Annotated in this window: 14 protein-coding genes; 13 read left to right on the top strand and 1 reads right to left on the bottom strand. The window is 61.9% G+C overall.

All coding sequences use genetic code 11. The features are described from left to right. Positions 1-48: 48 nt before the first annotated feature. Positions 49-1,293, bottom strand: coding sequence for an MFS transporter (locus DXD24_RS04695; RefSeq protein WP_233502328.1), 1,245 nt, complete (start codon positions 1,291-1,293; stop codon positions 49-51). Between the two features lie 152 nt (positions 1,294-1,445). Between DXD24_RS04695 and DXD24_RS04690 the strand changes: the two genes are divergently transcribed. The 13 genes from DXD24_RS04690 (at position 1,446) to DXD24_RS04630 (ending at position 17,269) form a co-directional block, all read left to right on the top strand. Then, the gene (locus DXD24_RS04690; RefSeq protein WP_158550149.1) at positions 1,446-2,393 is read left to right on the top strand and encodes an isopentenyl-diphosphate delta-isomerase; all 948 of its coding nucleotides are present in this window, start codon (positions 1,446-1,448) and stop codon (positions 2,391-2,393) included. 244 nt (positions 2,394-2,637) lie between these two features. After that, positions 2,638-4,095, top strand: a complete 1,458-nt coding sequence (locus DXD24_RS04685; protein ID WP_199407978.1) for an SLC13 family permease — start codon at positions 2,638-2,640, stop codon at positions 4,093-4,095. Between the two features lie 143 nt (positions 4,096-4,238). After that, positions 4,239-5,726: a UbiD family decarboxylase gene (locus tag DXD24_RS04680; protein WP_117646272.1), complete on the top strand. Its 1,488-nt coding sequence runs from the start codon at positions 4,239-4,241 to the stop codon at positions 5,724-5,726. Between the two features lie 190 nt (positions 5,727-5,916). After that, on the top strand, positions 5,917-6,495 hold the full coding sequence (locus tag DXD24_RS04675; protein WP_117646271.1) for a UbiX family flavin prenyltransferase: 579 nt from the start codon (positions 5,917-5,919) through the stop codon (positions 6,493-6,495). A 92-nt stretch (positions 6,496-6,587) separates the two neighbouring features. Next, positions 6,588-7,457 carry a MerR family transcriptional regulator gene (locus tag DXD24_RS04670; RefSeq protein WP_117646270.1) on the top strand — a complete coding sequence of 290 codons (870 nt, stop codon included), beginning with the start codon at positions 6,588-6,590 and terminating at the stop codon, positions 7,455-7,457. A gap of 195 nt (positions 7,458-7,652) precedes the next feature. Beyond that, the gene (locus DXD24_RS04665) at positions 7,653-8,522 is read left to right on the top strand and encodes a hypothetical protein (protein WP_117646269.1); all 870 of its coding nucleotides are present in this window, start codon (positions 7,653-7,655) and stop codon (positions 8,520-8,522) included. A gap of 79 nt (positions 8,523-8,601) precedes the next feature. Continuing rightward, positions 8,602-9,495, top strand: coding sequence for an aldose 1-epimerase family protein (locus DXD24_RS04660; RefSeq protein ID WP_117646268.1), 894 nt, complete (start codon positions 8,602-8,604; stop codon positions 9,493-9,495). A 256-nt stretch (positions 9,496-9,751) separates the two neighbouring features. After that, entirely contained in the window at positions 9,752-10,678 is a 927-nt protein-coding gene (locus DXD24_RS04655) for a transporter substrate-binding domain-containing protein (RefSeq protein ID WP_117646267.1), read from the top strand. A gap of 9 nt (positions 10,679-10,687) precedes the next feature. Then, complete coding sequence (locus DXD24_RS04650; protein ID WP_117640969.1) at positions 10,688-11,836, top strand: amino acid ABC transporter permease; 1,149 nt, start codon at positions 10,688-10,690, stop codon at positions 11,834-11,836. A 22-nt stretch (positions 11,837-11,858) separates the two neighbouring features. After that, positions 11,859-12,644: an amino acid ABC transporter ATP-binding protein gene (locus tag DXD24_RS04645; RefSeq protein ID WP_117646266.1), complete on the top strand. Its 786-nt coding sequence runs from the start codon at positions 11,859-11,861 to the stop codon at positions 12,642-12,644. 72 nt (positions 12,645-12,716) lie between these two features. After that, positions 12,717-14,132 carry a M20/M25/M40 family metallo-hydrolase gene (locus DXD24_RS04640; RefSeq protein WP_117646265.1) on the top strand — a complete coding sequence of 472 codons (1,416 nt, stop codon included), beginning with the start codon at positions 12,717-12,719 and terminating at the stop codon, positions 14,130-14,132. 229 nt (positions 14,133-14,361) lie between these two features. Beyond that, a complete protein-coding gene (prfA, locus tag DXD24_RS04635) occupies positions 14,362-15,429 on the top strand; it encodes a peptide chain release factor 1 (protein WP_055252487.1) in 1,068 nt (355 codons plus the stop codon). A 589-nt stretch (positions 15,430-16,018) separates the two neighbouring features. Continuing rightward, complete coding sequence (locus tag DXD24_RS04630; protein WP_117646264.1) at positions 16,019-17,269, top strand: HemK/PrmC family methyltransferase; 1,251 nt, start codon at positions 16,019-16,021, stop codon at positions 17,267-17,269. The last annotated feature ends 54 nt before the right edge of the window (positions 17,270-17,323 follow it).

The raw sequence follows: 17,323 nt of genomic DNA, 5'->3' as shown, positions 1-17,323 counted from the left end.
ATGCGGTTTCCTTTCGATCATCATCGAGCTCGAGCATCGCATCTACGCCTACGCCCTCGCCCGCTTGCGCTCCCAGCGGGCCAGCTTAATCGTCACCAGCGTGAGCGCCCAGGCCACAAGCGAGAACGCGGCGCCCACGGCGCCCACGTGTGCAATGCCAATGCTGCTCACCACGGCTCCGCCTACCGCGGTGCCAAACGAGATACCGACGTTAAACGCCATGGGCTCAACCGAACTTGCGAGTACCATCGACTTGGGGTGGCGGCTGCGTGCCACGTCCATAAAGTGCGTGATGCACGACACCGAGAACAGGTACATGAGCAGCGCCAAGCTAAAGACAAAGACCAGCGCGAGCGGCATGGTGCCGCCCACGGCAAACAGCCCGAGCAACGCCGCAGCCTGCAGCACAAACGTCACAAGCAGTGCCTTCATGCCAAAACGTGCGTCGATCCATCCGCCCAGGATGTTCGAGATCAGGCAGAACACGCCGTAGGCCATAAGCGTGGTGCTCGCCTGAACGGTGCCCATGCCCAGCACCTGCTCAAGATAAGGCGTCACGTAGCCGTAGAACACATAGACCGAGCCTACGCCAAACAAAAAGATGAGCATGCCGGTGATGATGCTCGGCTCGCGCAGCAGACCCGCCTGCTCGCGAAAGGTGGCAGGCTCGTCGGTTTGCCCAGCGCGCGGCATAAACGCCACGAGCGCTCCGCAGATCAGAACGGCAAAGGTCAGCGTGCCGTACATGGCCACGTGCCAGTCGAGCGTGTCGGCCACGAACTTGCCAATCGAAGTGACAAAGACCATTGCCACGGAAAACGCACCATATACCACCGAGATGGCAAGCGAAGTTTGCTGCGGGGACAGCAGCTCGGGGATGTACGTCACGCCCACGGCGAGCAGTGCGCCCGAGACAGAGCCCAGGACAACGCGCGAGATAAACAGTACCTGGAAGTTGGGCGCCAACGCCATGACCAGGTTGCCGAGCACAAAGACAATGCTGTAGCACACGAGCAGCTGGTAGCGGCGGAACCGCCCCGTGCTGAGCGCGAGCACCGGCGTGGCGATAGCGTAGACCAGCGCGAACACGCTGATGAGCTGACCCGCGGTGGCAAGCGATATGCCGAGTTCCGTTGCCAAGTCGCTTTCGATACCGATGACCACGAACTCGGAGCAGCCGAGCGAGAATCCCAACAGCACGAGCAGCGCCAGGCAGAGCTTGGTGCGCGCGGGGGAGAGCGCGGCGGCGGTTGACTTACTTTTAGGCGTGGTTGCGGCGGTCAAGGTTGTCACTCCAATGTCGCATGAATAAGCGGGATTCAATCCCTGCAACTCTAACAGAATGTGTCAGGTGCCTGCCCCCTTTGTCGCAGGCTGCGCTTGCCTGTATAGTCGCAATACAGGCGAAGATGGTCTCAGGTACATCGCGGGCGACAGGAGATCCCATGGGTATGCACACGACAAAGGTTGCAGTGGGCGAGGGCAAGTTTGCGCTCGAGGCCCAGCTGACGGTGACGCCGCGAGGCATGGCAGTGTACGCCTGCTCGCCGGAGTTCGCGCACCTGGGCGCTACGGCGCAGGCCATTCCGCGCCCCGAGCCCGGCCGTACGGCGACGGTGAGCATCCTGGCCGTTCCGTGCCATCGAGATGAGATCCCGGCGCACGATATCGCGGCGGCGCTGGCGACGCGCTTTGGCGCGCCGGTCGTTGCAAGCACGGGATTTCATGTGGAGCAGGCGAGCGGGGACGACCTGCAGCATGTGCTCGATACCACCAAGGAGCTCATCGCCGCGCTCGAGGCCGCCGCGGCCCGCATTCTACGCGCCGGCTGGGACGAGGGCGGTGCGGGCGCCGAGGTCGTGGCGGTCGATACCGCGACCGGCGAGGTACTTGGCCCCGTCGATCGCATCGAGGCCCATACGGGGGAGGGCATTCTGCACCAGGCTTTTCTGACGCTTCTAGTTGAGGGCCGGGGCGAAGACGCACACCTGCTGCTCTGTCGTCGCAGCCCGCTCAAGCGACTGTGGGGCGGGGTGCTGGCCGATGGCTGTGCCGGCCATCCGCTCCCCGGGGAAGACGTCGCGGCCGCCACGGCACGTCGCATCAACGAAGAACTTGGCATCACGCGCGAGCCCGATCAGCTCAAGCACCTCGGACACGTGGTGTATCGCGAGGATCACGGCGACGGCCGCTGCGAGTGCGAATGGTGCGAGGTGTTCGCAGCCCATGTTGAGCCGGGCGAGCTGCATATCAACCAGGAGGAGATTTCGGAAGTGCGTCGCGTGGCCCCGTCCGAGCTCAAAGGCTACCTGCAGGGTCACCCCGAGCAGCTGGCCCCCTGGGTCCGCGAGGCACTCAGCGACCCATCCATCCGTATGGCCCTCGCTATGTAACAAAGGTACAGCCCCTTTGTCACATCCAAACCGTCACAACATTCGATGAAAATCTCGAAATCGAGGAAAAGCGTTGAATGTTGTGACGGTTTTTGTCCAGGGGATCGCTTCTCATCCAAAAATCCCGCTTGACTGTATTGCCGCAACACAGCGCAACGTAAGGGGTGTCCGATAACGGGCACTCCCTTTTGCTGTAGCGGCACACGCCGCGGCGCCGGGTGCCCCCAACAAGAAAGGTGGGGAGATGGAAGCGGAAAAGAAGGCGTTTAAGATCACCAAGCGCGAAATTGGCTTTGTGCTGGGTATCATTGTCTTTTTGCTGGTGAAGTTTCTTCCTTTGGCGGAGCTGAGCTCGACGGTCGAGCTTACGGTCGGCGGTCAGACCTGTCTGGCGTTGACGCTCGCCACGGTGGTGTTCTGGGCGTGTGGCGTGGCACAGCCGGGCTTTGTGGGCCTGCTCTACTGCGCGCTGCTCGTTCTGTTCAAGGTGTGCGTGGACGACACGGGCGCCGCGAGCATCTCGGCGACGGTCGCCTCCACGTTTAGCTCGTGGACCAAAGCTACCATGTGGCTCGTCATCGGCGCCTACCTCATCGCCAGCGCGGTCAAGGAGTCGGGGCTGGGCGAGCGCATCGCCTATGCGTTTATGCTCAAGTTCGTGCGCGACGCCAAGTCGCTCATCATCTCGATCTTCGCGCTCACCTTTGTGCTGTCGCTGCTGATCCCGCACCCGTTTCCCCGCGCCTTCCTCATCCTCGCCGTCGTCTCGGTCATCGCCGAGTCCGCCGGCTACGGGGACGACGACAAGGGTAAGCTCGGCTTCCTCGTGTTTGCCGCTGCCGCCCCGGGTTCCATGTTCTTCCTGACGGGCGACTCCACACTCAACCCGCTCGTTGCGCAGTACAGTGCCGAGGCCGGCGGCATGAGCCCGTCCTTTGTCGACTGGTTCCTGTACATGAGCGTGCCCATGCTGGTCGCGCTGCTGTGCACCCTGTTCCTAGGCCTCTTCCTCTTTAAGCCCAGCAAGGAGCTCGTTTACGATCGCGAGCAGATCGTGGCCAAGCAGGCCGCGCTCGGCAAGCTCTCCGTCAAGGAGATTCGCACCATCGTGTGGCTTGTCATCGCCATCGCGCTGTGGCTTACCGTCTCGGGCGATTACATCGGCTGGGTGACACTTGCCATCGGTGTCGCGCTCGCCATGCCCATCATCGGCGAGGTTCTCACTCCTGCCAGCTGGAACGCTGTCGACATCAAGTCCCTCATGTTCCTGACGGCCGCCATGGCCGTGGGTTCCGTGGGCGGCGCCACCGGCATGAACGCCTGGATCGCCGACGTCGTACTCCCCAGCTCCGTGCCCGAGAACATCTTCCTGTTCGCCCTGCTTGTCGCCGCGCTCTCCATGGTCATCCACATGTTCATGGGCTCGGTCATGGCCGTGCTCGGCGTGTGCGTGCCGGCGTTCATCAGCTTCGCGGCCGGCTCCAGCGTGAGCCCGCTCGCCGTGGCGCTCATCGTCTTTACGTCCATCAACATCCACTACATCCTGCCGTTCCATAACCTGCCGATCCTTATCGGCGAGGGCAAGGACGCTGGCGGCTACACCTCCAAAGAGGCTATGCGCATGGGCATTCCCCTCACTGCGGTCGTCTTTATCGTCGTGCTGGTCGAGGCCGCCTGGTTCCACCTCTTTGGCCTGATGTAAACGGTTGAGCGCTTGGGCTGTAAGCAGCCGAGTGCTCGAACTGCGAGTGGCCGAGCGCCTCATCTATGAGCGCCGCGGCCCCACTACGTTGCCCAGCCCGGCGGCACTCCCGCCGCCGGGCACTCTCCCGAAAGGAGTACGCTATGTCCACCACCGATGCTTCCCAGATCCACGACCTGCGCTCCGCACTCGACTTTTTGCGCGAGATGCCGGGCCAGCTGCTCGAGACCGACACCCAGGTCGACCCGGACGCCGAGGTCTCGGGTGTCTATCGTCACGTCGGCGCCGGCGGCACCGTTATGCGTCCGACCAAAGAGGGTCCGGCGATGGTCTTCAACAACGTCAAGGGCTTTGACGATGCCAAGGTCTGCATCGGCATGCTTGCCAGCCGCAAGCGCGTTGCCGCCCTGCTCGACCTGGACGAGGAGCACCTGGGCCTCGAGATCGGCAAGCGCTTCGAGAACCTGATCGCGCCCGAGCAGATCGCCGAGGGTGCGCACATCGACTGCCAGGAGGTTGTGTACAAGGCGAACAACGAGGGCTTTGACCTGCGCAAGATCGTCCCCGCTCCCACCAACACGCCCGTCGACGGCGGCCCCTACATCACCATGGGCCTCGCCTACGGCACGAGCCCCGACGGCTCCCAGTCCGACGTGACCATCCACCGCTTCTCCTGCGTCGACAAGGACAAGCTCGCCATGTGGATCACCCCGGGCAGCCGTCACCTTGGCGCCTTTTTTGACGAGTACTGCCAGCGCGGCGAGGACATGCCCATCTCCATCTCCATCGGCTTGGACCCCGCCGTGTACATGTGCTGCGGCTTCGAGGCTCCCACCACGCCGCTCGGCTTCAACGAGCTGCAGATCGCCGGCGCCCTGCGCGGCCACGCCGTCGAGCTTGCCGATTGCGTTACCGTTCCGCAGAAGTGCATCGCCAATGCCGAGTACGTGCTCGAGGGCTACCTCATGCACGACGAGGCCATCAACGAGGACGTCAACGGCCACGGCTATGCCATGCCCGAGTTCCCCGGCTACACCGGTGGCGCCAAGGTCTGCCCGGTGATCAAGATCACCGCCGTCACCACGCGTGTCAACCCCATTATGGAGAGCTGCATCGGCCCTTCGCACGAGCACGTGTCCATGGCCGGTATCCCCACCGAGGCTTCCATCTACAAGATGGTCGAGACCGCTATCCCGGGCCGCCTGCTCAACGTCCACGCTGCACCCTGCGGCGGCGGCAAGTTCGTTGCCATCATGCAGTTTAAGAAGTCGAGCAAAAATGACGAGGGCCGTCAGCGCAACGCCGCCATGCTCGCCTTCTCGGCATTCTCCGAGCTCAAGCATGTGATCTTGGTTGACGAGGATGTCGACATCTTTGATATGAGCGACGTGATGTGGGCCATGACCACGCGCTTCCAGGCCGACGTCGACCTCATCACCATCCCCGGCTGCCACTGCCACGTGCTCGACCCGTCCAACGACCCCGCGTTCGACCCCACGATTCGCGAGCACGGCATCGCCTGCAAGGCCATCTTCGACTGCACGGTTCCGTTCGACCTCAAGAAGAATTTCATTCGCTCGCAGTTCATGGAGATCGACAAGGACAAGTGGGCCAAGGAGATTGCTTTCTAAGGTTCCGGCGTTCTACCGAACGCCGGACCACTCGACGCTGCGCCCGCGCCTGGCGGGCAATCTGCCCCTCAACTGCGAAGGCATGGGCATAAGCCCTATGCCTTCTTGTTTCGGGGCACCTTGCCTCGCCAGACGCGCGCTCGCTGACATTGCCCGACCTATAGCTGCCATTTTGTTGTTAGGAGTTGTCATGCCTGAGTCTTCTGTCCGTCCCCGTCGCATCGTCGTTGGCGTTTCGGGCGCCAGCGGTGCCGCGCTGGGCCTTGAGTGCCTCAAATGCCTGCGCCAGGCCGGCGCCGAGTCGGCGCTTGTCGTCACGCGCGGGGGAGAGATCACCATCGAGCAGGAGCTCGGCATGACGCTCGACGAGTTTGCGTGCTATGCCGATGCGGTCTACGACAACAAGAACATCGGCGCCGCCATCGCAAGCGGCACCTATCCGGTCGACGGTATGATCGTGGCTCCCTGCTCCATGAAGACGCTCGCCGGCATTGCGAGCGGCTACAGCGAAAACCTGTTGTTGCGCGCGGCCGACGTGCAGATGAAAGAGCAGCGCCGCCTGGTGCTCATGGTGCGCGAGACGCCCTTCAGCGCCATTCACGTCGACAACATGGCGCGCCTGGCGCGCGTATCGGGCGTCATGCTCATGCCGCCCATGCTCACGTTTTACAACGGCCCCGCCACGCTCGACGACGCGGTGCATCACATCGCCGCCAAGGCGCTCGAGGCCGTCGGCGTGTCATGTGCAAACTATAAGCGCTGGTCATAGGCGTCTTTATGGTAGGATACGAGTAGTGTTTGAGCCCGCTGCCCCTGTGGGCGGCGGGCTTTGTGCGCAAAAAGGATGTGTCGGGAGGACCTATGCAGACGGGCATGTATGCGATTAGCGAGATGGCGAGTTTGTTTAACGTTTCGCGCCAAACGCTCATCTACTACGACAAGATCGGCCTGTTTAAGCCCGCCGTGGTGAACGAAAAGGGTTACCGTTTCTATTCGCCCACGCAGATCCCGCTCATGCGTCTGATCTGCATGCTGCGCGACCTGGGGCTCGAACTCGACGAGATCGACCGTCTGACCTCGACGTTCGACATTGGCGAGATGACCGATCACCTGCGCTCACGGGTGCAGGCGCTCGACGAGCAGATTGCCGGGCTCAAAGCCGAGCGTGCGAGCGTGCAGGAGCGTCTGAGCTTTTACGACGAGGCAGTTTACTGGCGCGAGCGGGAGGGCAAGCTGGAGCTCAAGCAGTTTGAGCGTCGCTACGTGGTCTTTGAGGAGTTTCCGGGCGATATTGAGCGCGGCCGCTCGATGCTTCACCCCACGCTCATGCGGGCGATTTTGCGCATGCGTGCGCTGACGGGCACGCGTCCCATGCGCGGCTGGGGCGCCATGCTGCGTCGCGAGGCGCTGCATTCCGACGACCCCATCGCCGGCGCCGGCTCCTTTGCCGTGCTGCCGCGCGGTGCCGAGGAGTTGCTGCCGAGCGACGCTGCCGAGCTGGCAGAGATCGGCATCGAAGTGCTGCCCGAGGGCACATACCTGTGCATGAGCCGCTGGGGCATGCCGTACGAGCCCGAAGGCATCCGCGCCATCGTGGCCTGCATGGACGAGCACGCGCTCCAGCCCGTTGGCAACGCCTTCGACTTTTGCTACCTCGATACCACGAGCTACGACGAGTCCCACCAAGAGGACTTCTGCTGCATCCAAATCCCCGTCGCCCTCCAGATGTGACAACGGGACAGTCCCTTTGCCACATTCGTGGTGTGGCTGCTGCCCAAACCGTCACAACATTTGATGAAAATCTCGAAAACGAGGAAAAGCGTCGAATGTTGTGACGCTTTTCCTGTCTGTGCCGGCGAGCTCCCGTGTCATCTGGGGGTATAAGGCTAGCAAGTGTTTATTTGCGAGGCCAAGGGGGCGCCCCGTATGGATATCGATAACTTTGAATGGTGGTATAGCGAGGGCGAGGCTCCGGACGAGGAGTGGGACGAGCCCGCGCCGCGTGACGTGTCGAGCGACGAGGACGAGACCGGCAGCGATGCTGCTGTCGAGCCTGACGCCGCCTCCGATGCCGCCGAGCCTCTGACCTTTGAGCAGGCTTGGGCCCAGGCTGAGGCCGACGAGGCAAAGGCCGATGCCACGGCCACACTGGGTGAGCCAGCCGACATGTCCATCTCGCCGGCAAAGACCCCGCAGCCGCGTCACACTATCGATCCCGACAGCACGGCATCCTTCAGCATTCTCGACGTGCCCTCGCAGGGTGCCCAGGCGCCTGCGCCCACGCATCGCCCCGATCTGGCTCGCGAGGAAGATGCGGGACGTCGCTCTCCGCTTGGCCCCATCCTTATCGCCTTTATGGCCGGCGTTATCGCATGCTCGGTAATTGGAAACGTCTGGAGCCATGTTGAACAACAGCGCAAAGACGCCGCCAAGGTCGAGATGTCTGTCGAGCAATCGCTCAGCCGCACGCGCTCGGTGCATGTATCGGTCGAGGTCAAGGACGGCGCGACGTGGGACACCGCGCGCGGCGACAGCCAGATGCTCGTCCATATCGTGGGTCGCACGCTCAAGGGGCAAGCGATCGACGAGTACCAATACGTCAATTCCGAAGGTGACGGCATCGAGCTCAAGCCCGGCGACTACGAGCTCACGGTCGATGAGCCGCCCGTCGCCACCGACGGCACGCGTTACCGTGCCTCAAAGCGCATGGTTCCGGTGAGTTTTAATTCACAGGCGCCCGATACGGTCGATAGCACGCCGCAGGGCGGGTTTGACCTTTACGCTATTGCTCAATAACTGCACCTGTCGCTCAACCCCGCCGCCAAGAGTGGGACAATAGCCCTCGACACCGTTGTTTACTATTGGAGGAAGTAGCATGTCCACCGTCACTACCATCAAGCGCGGCGGCCTCACCGCGGCCATCGATTCCATGGGCGCCCAGCTCACGAGCCTTGCCCTCAACGGCAACGAGTATCTGTGGCAGGGCGACCCGGCCTTTTGGGGCAAGCATGCGCCTATCCTGTTCCCCATCGTGGGATCGCTGCGCAACAACATGGCGACATCTGCGGCCGGCACCTGCGAGATGCCGCGCCATGGACTCGCTCGCATCGTCGAGCACAAGTTGGTCGAGGTTTCGGAGGACGGCTCCTCGGTAACGTACGAGATCACTGACACGCCCGAGTCGCTCAAGGCGTTCCCGTTCCACTTTAAGCTCAACATGACCTATGCCCTGACCGGCGACGCCACGCTCACGCAGACCTTTGCCGTCACCAACACCGGCGACGTGGCCCTGCCGTTCTCGGTGGGCGGTCATCCTGCATTCAACGTGCCCGCCCCCGGTGCCGAAGACGAGGCGTTCGAGGATTACGAGCTGGCGTTTACCGAGGCTTGGACTAACGAGGCCCCCATCATCACGCCCGACGGTCTTATGACGTTCGAGGGCAGCTACAAGGCTCCCGATAACTCGGACGTGCTGCCCATCACGCACCGCAGCTTCGATAACGACGCCATCATGTTCACCGATGCCCCGGGTTCCACGCTCACGTTGCGCGGCCGCAAGTCGGGCCACGGCGTCAAGATCGACTTTGAGGGCTTTAAGTACATCGGCGTGTGGTCTGCCGCCAACGACGCCCCGTTTGTGGCGCTCGAGCCCTGGACCGGCCACACCACCATGGACACCGAGGACGACGTCTTTGAGCACAAGGTCAACACCATTACCTTGGCACCGGGTGAGACGGACGTTCGCAGCTTTAGCGTTACCCTGCTCTAGAGGTTCCGCCGTTCTAACGAACGACGGACCGGTCGACGCTGCGCGCCACCCAGAGCGACAATTTGGCATGAAAAAGGCAAGGCATGACCAGAAGGTCTATGCCTTGCCTTTTTCATGCCAAGTGGTACATGGGGACAGGTTACTTTGTGCCAATCGTCCTCGTGTGTCTATTAATTTTTCGCGCACATGCCGCGCTGCTGGTTGTTGACGTATATCCTGTCTTATTGTCAGCAAAACGACATAGGGAAGGCATCAGATGCAACCTCGACTACAGCGCGACGCGCAGGCCCAGCCGGTGTGCAGTCGTCGCATCTTCTTGGGTAGCGCCCTCGCTGCGAGCGCAACCGTTGTCGCCGGCGCGCTTGCCGGCTGCCAGCGTCCGTCCACACTCAAGGTGGTCCAGCCCACGACGGGCGGCGGTCGCGATGACCTGTCCGATTCCGTTATCGGCAAGGATAAGATCCGCATCGGCATGGAGGCGGCCTACGCCCCGTACAACTGGCAGGTTTCCGAGGCCAGCGAGTTCACGATCCCCATCGACAACGTGCAGGGCGCCTATGCCGATGGCTACGACGTGCAGATCGCCAAGATCGTCTGCAAGGCTCTCGGCGGCGAGCCCGTTGCCGTCAAGCAGAGCTTCTCGGGCCTTATCGACTCGCTCAACAACGGCCAGATTGACCTCATCATCGCCGGCATGAGCGCCACGCCCGAGCGCGAGGAGTCCGTCGGCTTTTCCGACCCGTACTTCATTGGCTACTTTGGCCTGTTCGTAAAAGAGGGCTCGCCCTACCAAAACGCCACCAAGCTCAGCGACTTCAGCGGTGCCACGGTGCTCGGCCAAAAGGACACCATGCTCGATACCGTCATCGACGAGATTCCGGGCGTTGTGCACAAGAACCCGGTCGATTCGGTCCCCACGGTGTTCTCGAATCTGCTGCAGGGCACGTGCGACGCCGTGACCTACAACACGGAGAACGAAAAGGGCTATATGGCCCAAAATCCCGGTATCGTCCCCATCCACTTTGCCGAGGGCGAGGGCTTTAAGCAGGAGGTCACGGCAAATGTCGGTTGCCGCAAGGGCTCGGACAAACTGCTTAAGCTCATCGACAAGACACTCAAGGGCATTAGCCAAGAGGAGCGCGACCAAATGTGGGACGCGTGCCTCGACCGTCAGCCGGCATAGGGAGGCAGCATGAAAGGCATCAATCGTCTGGCCTCCTTTATCAAGGCCGACCACCGTTATGTGTACCTGGGCACGAGCGTTATCGCGGCGCTCGGCTTGGCATTTAGCCAGCGCAACCCCACGCCGCTGAGCTTTTTGGCGCCCACCGGCATCTTCCAGGATTGCCTTTGGGCGATTCTTTGGGCCTGGATCGTCGTGTCGGCGGCAGCGCTCGTCACCAAGGTTATGCACTGGAGCGACTATCGCGAAAAGTCACCGTTTGCATCCGAGCGTTTCCGTCGCGGCGCGCGCCTGGGCAGCTATGTCGTGGTCGTCATCGCGGCGATCTTCTTTGTCGACCGCTGCGTCATGTCGTTTATCGATCTGGTGCAGGTGAGCATTGTCTCGGATTCCAACCCCAGCGACTTTTTGTCGAGCTTGGTCTACATGACCTACAAGAGCGGCGACTTCTTCATCCGTGGCATCGAGATCACCATCGCGCTTGCCACCTTCGGCACCGTCATCGCATTCTTCCTGGCGCTGCTCTTTGTGTTCCTGCGTATTCAGACCTTCGACCGCGTAGACAACGACCTGGTGCGCTTCTTTAAGAGCATCGGCCGCGGCTTTGCGACCGTCTACTCCACCATCGTGCGCGGCACGCCCATGATGGTCCAGGGCCTGCTCATCTATTACGCGGGCTTCACCGTTTTGCGCGGCATGGGCTTCGAGACTGCCCAGGCCAACCAGATTTGGAGTACCTTCACCGCCGGCCTCGTCACCATCTCGCTCAACTCCACCGCCTACATGATGGAGGTCCTGCGCGGCGGCATCGAGTCCATCGATCCCGGCCAGGCCGAGGCAGCGCGCTCGCTGGGGCTTTCGCAGTGGCAGGCTATGCGCAAGGTCGTGTTCCCCCAGGGCATTAAAAACGCGATTCCGGCGCTCACCAACGAGCTCATCATTAACATCAAGGATTCGTCGGTGCTCTCGGTCATCGGCGTGTTCGACCTCATGTATGCCACCACCACCGTCGCCGGCGTGTACTACCGCCAGATGGAGGTCTACTGCGTGGCGCTCGTGGTCTACCTGATCCTGACGCTCGTGGCGAGCCGCCTGCTCGAGGCCTTTGGCAAAAAGCTCGGCGCCGAGGCTCCTGCCACGCTGCCCAGCTCTAACTAGGCTTAAGACGAGGAGAATCATCATGGCAGATACCGCCACTACCGGCACTGCGGCAGCCGTGCAAAACCAAGAGCCGCTTATCCGCGTCGAGGGCCTGCGCAAGAGCTTTGGCTCACTCGAGGTACTCAAGGGCATCGACCTGGCCGTTAGCCCCGGCGAGGTCGTCACCATCATCGGCGCCTCGGGCTCGGGCAAGTCGACGTTTCTGCGCTGCCTTAACCTGCTCGAGACTCCGGATGCCGGTCATATCTGGTTCCACGGTCAGGACCTTACTGCCGAGCGCTGCAATATCAATAAGCTGCGCGAGGACATCGGCATGGTGTTCCAGGGCTTCAACCTGTTCAACAATATGGACGTGCTCGACAACTGCACGCTCGCGCCCGTCACGCTCAAAAAGATGAGCAAGGCCGAGGCTGAAAAAATTGCGATGGAGCATCTGACGAGTGTGGGACTCGAAAAATTCGCGCACGCCGCCGTGGGTCGCCTGTCCGGTGGTCAAAAGCAGCGCGTGGCCATCGCTCGTGCTCTATGCATGAACCCGCAGATCATGCTGTTCGACGAGCCGACCTCCGCACTCGACCCCGAGATCGTGGGCGAGGTGCTCGAGGTCATGCGCAAGCTCGCTGCCGACGGCATGACCATGGTCGTCGTCACGCACGAGATGGCCTTTGCCCGCACGGTGTCCGACCGCGTGGTCTTTATGGACAAGGGCGTGGTGCTCGAGGATGCTGCACCGGCCGAGCTCTTCGGCAACCCCAAACACCAGCGCACCCGCGAGTTCCTCTCGCGTTATCTCGAGGATAAATAACCGACTGCAAACGCTTACGTGGCAGGGCCGCTCCGGTGGGGCGGCCCTTGTCGTCACAATCGAAAGGATGTCATGGCCGAGGTTTGGCGCTTTTTTGCGCATGAGGATGATTTTGCCGATTTGGACAAGGCCGGCGCATGCGAGCGCCTGGGCCGTGTGCTGTCGTTTCCGACCATTTCGAGTATGGATGCCGAGGCGGTGGACTGGCAGCCCTTCGACGACCTGCGCGCCTATATGCAGCAGGCCTGGCCGCGCGTGTTTGCGGCGGGCGAGGTCGAGCTTATCGACCACTCGCTGTTGGTGACGCTTGGCGGTTCCGACTCCGCCCTCAAACCCGTCATGCTCATGGGCCACATGGACGTGGTCCCCGTGGTGCCGGGTACCGAGGCCGACTGGACGCACGCCCCCTTTAGCGGACAGGTGGACGACACCTACATTTGGGGTCGCGGCGCTATCGACATGAAGGATCAGGTCGCAGGCATTCTCGAGGCGGTTGAGTATGCGTTGGCGCACGGCTGGGAGCACAAGCGTTCGCTGTTGCTCGCCTTTGGCCAGGACGAGGAAACCACGCAGTACGGCGCTGGAGCTATCGGCCGCGTGCTCGAGGAGCGCGGTGTTGAACTTGAATATCTGATCGACGAGGGCGACTACCGTATTGTTTCGGCTGCCGAGTACAACGCGGGCGAGGGTTGGCTCATGCACGCCGACCTGGCTGAGAAGGGTTATGCCGACATTGTGCTCAAGACAAAGAGCGCGGGTGGGCATTCTTCCAACCCCTACGGCGGCACGTCGCTCGAGGTGTTGAGCCGTGCCATCACCGCAATCTGCGATATCGAGTGGCCGACGCGCGTGACCGATCTGCTTGCCGCGCAGCTTGTCGAGCTGGGGCTCTACACGGCGGATGAGATTGCCGCCAACGGGGATGCCATCGTGCGCGAGTGCCTCGCCAGCAAAAAGCTCTATCCGCTGGTGACGACCACCTGCGCGCCCACGCAGATCGAGGGAGGCAGCGCCGGCGCCAACGTAATGCCGCAGGATATGTGGGCCAACATTAACTTCCGCATGCTCGAGGGCACGAGCGTGGCCGACGTTGTGGCGCGCTGCCGTGAGGCGGTTGCCGGGGCGGACCTTGCCGGTCGTGTCGAAGTGGAGCTGGGCCCCGGCAGCTCCGAGCCCTCGCCGTCCCCGCGCATCGGTGGTCCCGGCCTCGAGGCGGTTCGCTCCATCGCCGCCCGCTATTTCCGCGATCCAAAGGGGACGGAGGAAAACGGATCATCCGAGCCGTTGGCGATTGTTCCCTCGACCGTGATCGGCGCGACCGATGCTGCCAACTACCAGCACATTTGCTCCGAATGCATTCGTTTTTCGGCGTTTGTGGTCGACGATGACGAGTGCGACCGCGGCGTCCACGGCACCAACGAGCGCATCACCCGCCGCGCCTACCTCCAGGGTGTACGCTTCCTCATCGCCCTGCTCCATACGCTCTAGAATCCGACAAAGGGACTCTCCCTTTGTCGGATTCCGTGCGGGTTATATGCAGGTTTGCCTGCGCACGCTATCATGTATGGGTTAGACCGCAACTATGTACCCCGTACGCGAAGGGATGCGCATGTATCTGAAGATCGACATGCTCTAGCTGGACTTACCCCCGCAATGGCGCCGTGCGCCCCATCAATTCTGCCGATTTTCACCTTCACGCATATAAAGGAGTCCCGTCATGCGCGACAAGCTCGAAAAGATCATCAAGGCCTACGAGGAGCTCGAGAAAAAGCTTTCCGACCCGGCCGTCGCCTCCGATATCAAGGAGTTCACGCGTCTCAACAAGGAGTACGCGCACCAGTCCGACCTCATCGCTGCCTCGCGCGAGTACATCGGCGCGCTCGATGACATCGAGGCCGCCAAGGAAATGCTCCACGATACGACCGATGCCGATGAGAAGGAGATGCTCCAGATGGACATCTCCGAAAACGAGGCCAAGCTTCCCCAGCTCGAGGAAGACATTAAGTACATGCTCATCCCGAGCGACCCCAACGACGACAAGAACACCATCGTCGAGATTCGCTCCGCCGCCGGTGGCGACGAGGCGGCCATCTTTGCCGGCGATCTGTACAAGATGTATCAGCGCTTCTGCGAGTCGCGCGGCTGGAAGACCACCGTGCTCGACTCCAGCCCCAGCGAGGCCGGCGGCTTTAAGTCCATCGAGTTCAAGGTCGAGGGCGACCGCGTCTACTCCGTCATGAAGTTCGAGTCCGGCGTGCACCGCGTCCAGCGCGTTCCCAAGACCGAGTCCCAGGGCCGTATCCAGACCTCCACGGCGACCGTCGCCGTACTTCCCGAGGCCGAGGAGATCGACGTCCAGATCAACCAGTCCGACCTGCGTATCGACACCTACTGCGCCTCCGGTCCTGGCGGTCAGTGCGTTAACACCACTTATTCCGCCGTGCGCATCACCCACCTGCCCACCAACACCGTGGTGCAGTCGCAGGAACAGCGCTCCCAGATCCAGAACCGCGAAGTCTGCATGCAGATGCTGCGCGCCCGTCTGTACGAGATGGAGCTCGAGAAGCAGCAGGCAGAGCTCGGTGCCGAGCGCCAGAGCCAGATCGGCCACGGCAACCGTTCCGAGAAGATCCGTACCTACAACCAGCCCCAGGACCGCGTGACCGATCACCGCATCGGCTTCAACTCCACCTACAACGGCGTCCTTCTGGGCGACCAGCTCGGCACCGTCATCGAGGCGCTCGCCGCCGCCGAGCGAGCCGAGAAGCTGGCACAGGCAGTCTAAGTTCCGCCGTTCTACCGAACGGCGGACCAGCCGACGCTGCGCGCCGTCCAGAGCGACAATTTGTCATTCAAAAGGCAAGGCATGACCAGAAGGTCTATGCCTTGCCTTTTTCATGCCAACTTGTTCGCTCTGGACGTCGCTCGCTGACATTGCCAAATCATTGGCGTTTCCTTGGTTGTCAAATGATCCGTAGGGAGTCATTGGTGACATTGCCTTGATATTTTATTCAGTCGGCTGTGATGTCATTTGAGCTGCTTACCTGCTTAAGGTAATTGACGGCATAAGTCCGCTATCGAAAATATTGCTCAAAATATCGTTCAAGAAGTCGCGGAGCGATTTTTGATGGGTCGTGCGTCAAGCGATGTGGCAAGTTCTTGGTTAGATATTGGTCAGTTTTGGGGCAACCTTGCCAAAAGCTTGACGGATGCAGATTTAGACGTCGACGAATGAACACTCTAGGCAGGCTCCAAGCAAAATTCTGGGCTGATTCTCGATAATCGCCTTTAATCGCCCCTTGCCAAGCGCTGGCCTCGCTTACAATCTGCTCCGACATTCGCGCGCCGTCCGGCGCTTAAGAGGGGAGGGCCCCATGGCAAACGAGATTTGGACCATCAAGCGTTGTCTCGAGTGGACCAAGGAGTACCTGGCCGAGCGCGGCGAGGAGCATCCCCGTCTTTCTGCCGAGTGGCTGCTGTGCGCGGCCACGGGCCTGGCGCGTATCGACTTGTATATGCGCATGGACGAGACGCTTAACGCAGCCCAGCTCGAGACCATGCACGCGGCCGTCGTTCGTCGCGCCAAAGGCGAGCCGCTGCAGTACATCACGGGCAGCACGCAGTTTCGCATGATCGACGTCGCGTGCGCCCCCGGCGTGCTCATCCCGCGCCCCGAGACCGAGATGCTCGTCGAAGAAGTCCTGAACTATCTGGATACCGAGGTGCTGAGCCCCGAGGCCGCTGCCCGCCAGCGTGTTGAGCTGCCTTGGAACGATGAGGTCGAGCAGGCCCGCAAAGCTGAGGCGGCGCTGGCCGACGAACGCGCGACCGCCGAGCGCCGTGCTGCCAACCTGACGGCCGCCGATGAGGCTGCGCTGGGTAGCGACGTGCTCGGTAGCCGCGCCTATGCCGAGGAGCTTGCCGATCGCGAGGCCGAGGAAGCCGCCGCGCAAGCAGCAGAAGCCGAAGCCGCAAAAGCCGCCGAGCCCGAGCTCGACGAATACGACATCGCCATCGAGGGCGCCGACCAGGAGACGGTTTCAGCTCAGGATGCCGCTGCGCCTGCCCCAGCCGAGCCCCGCACTGCCCGCGTTCTCGAGGTCGGCTGCGGCACGGGCTGTATCTCGCTCTCGATCGCCTGGGAGCGTCGCGGCCACGTCACCTGCACTGCTACCGATATCGAGCCGCGCGCCATCGACCTTGCTACCAAAAACCGCGATGCGCTTGGCCTCACGTCCGACGAGGTCGCCTTCAGCCTCACAAACCTGGTGAGTTCCATTCCCCGCGAAGAGTGGGGCACCTTTGATGTGCTCGTCTCCAACCCACCTTACATCCCGACCGACGTCATGCGCTCGCTGCCGCATGAGGTCAAGGACTTTGAGCCCGATCTGGCGCTCGAGGGCGGTGCCGACGGTCTCGATATCTTCCGCCGCCTGCTCAACGCGGCGCCCTACATGCTGCGTGCCGGCGGCCTGTTTGCCTGCGAGCTCTACGAGGGCGCGCTCGACGCCGCGGCCGAGCTCTGTCGTCAAGCAGGCCTTTCGGACGTGCGTATCGTCCACGACCTCACCGATCGCCCCCGCATTGTCCGAGCCATCGTCACCGAGCCCAAGCAACGCCAGTAATATTTATTAACTGGTTAGCAAAAATTATAAAGTAGTTTATAATTAGGACGGCTG

This window comes from Collinsella sp. TF12-2AT (assembly GCF_003436735.1).
GTDB lineage: Bacteria > Actinomycetota > Coriobacteriia > Coriobacteriales > Coriobacteriaceae > Collinsella.
This window is presented reverse-complemented; position numbering and strand designations above follow the sequence as displayed.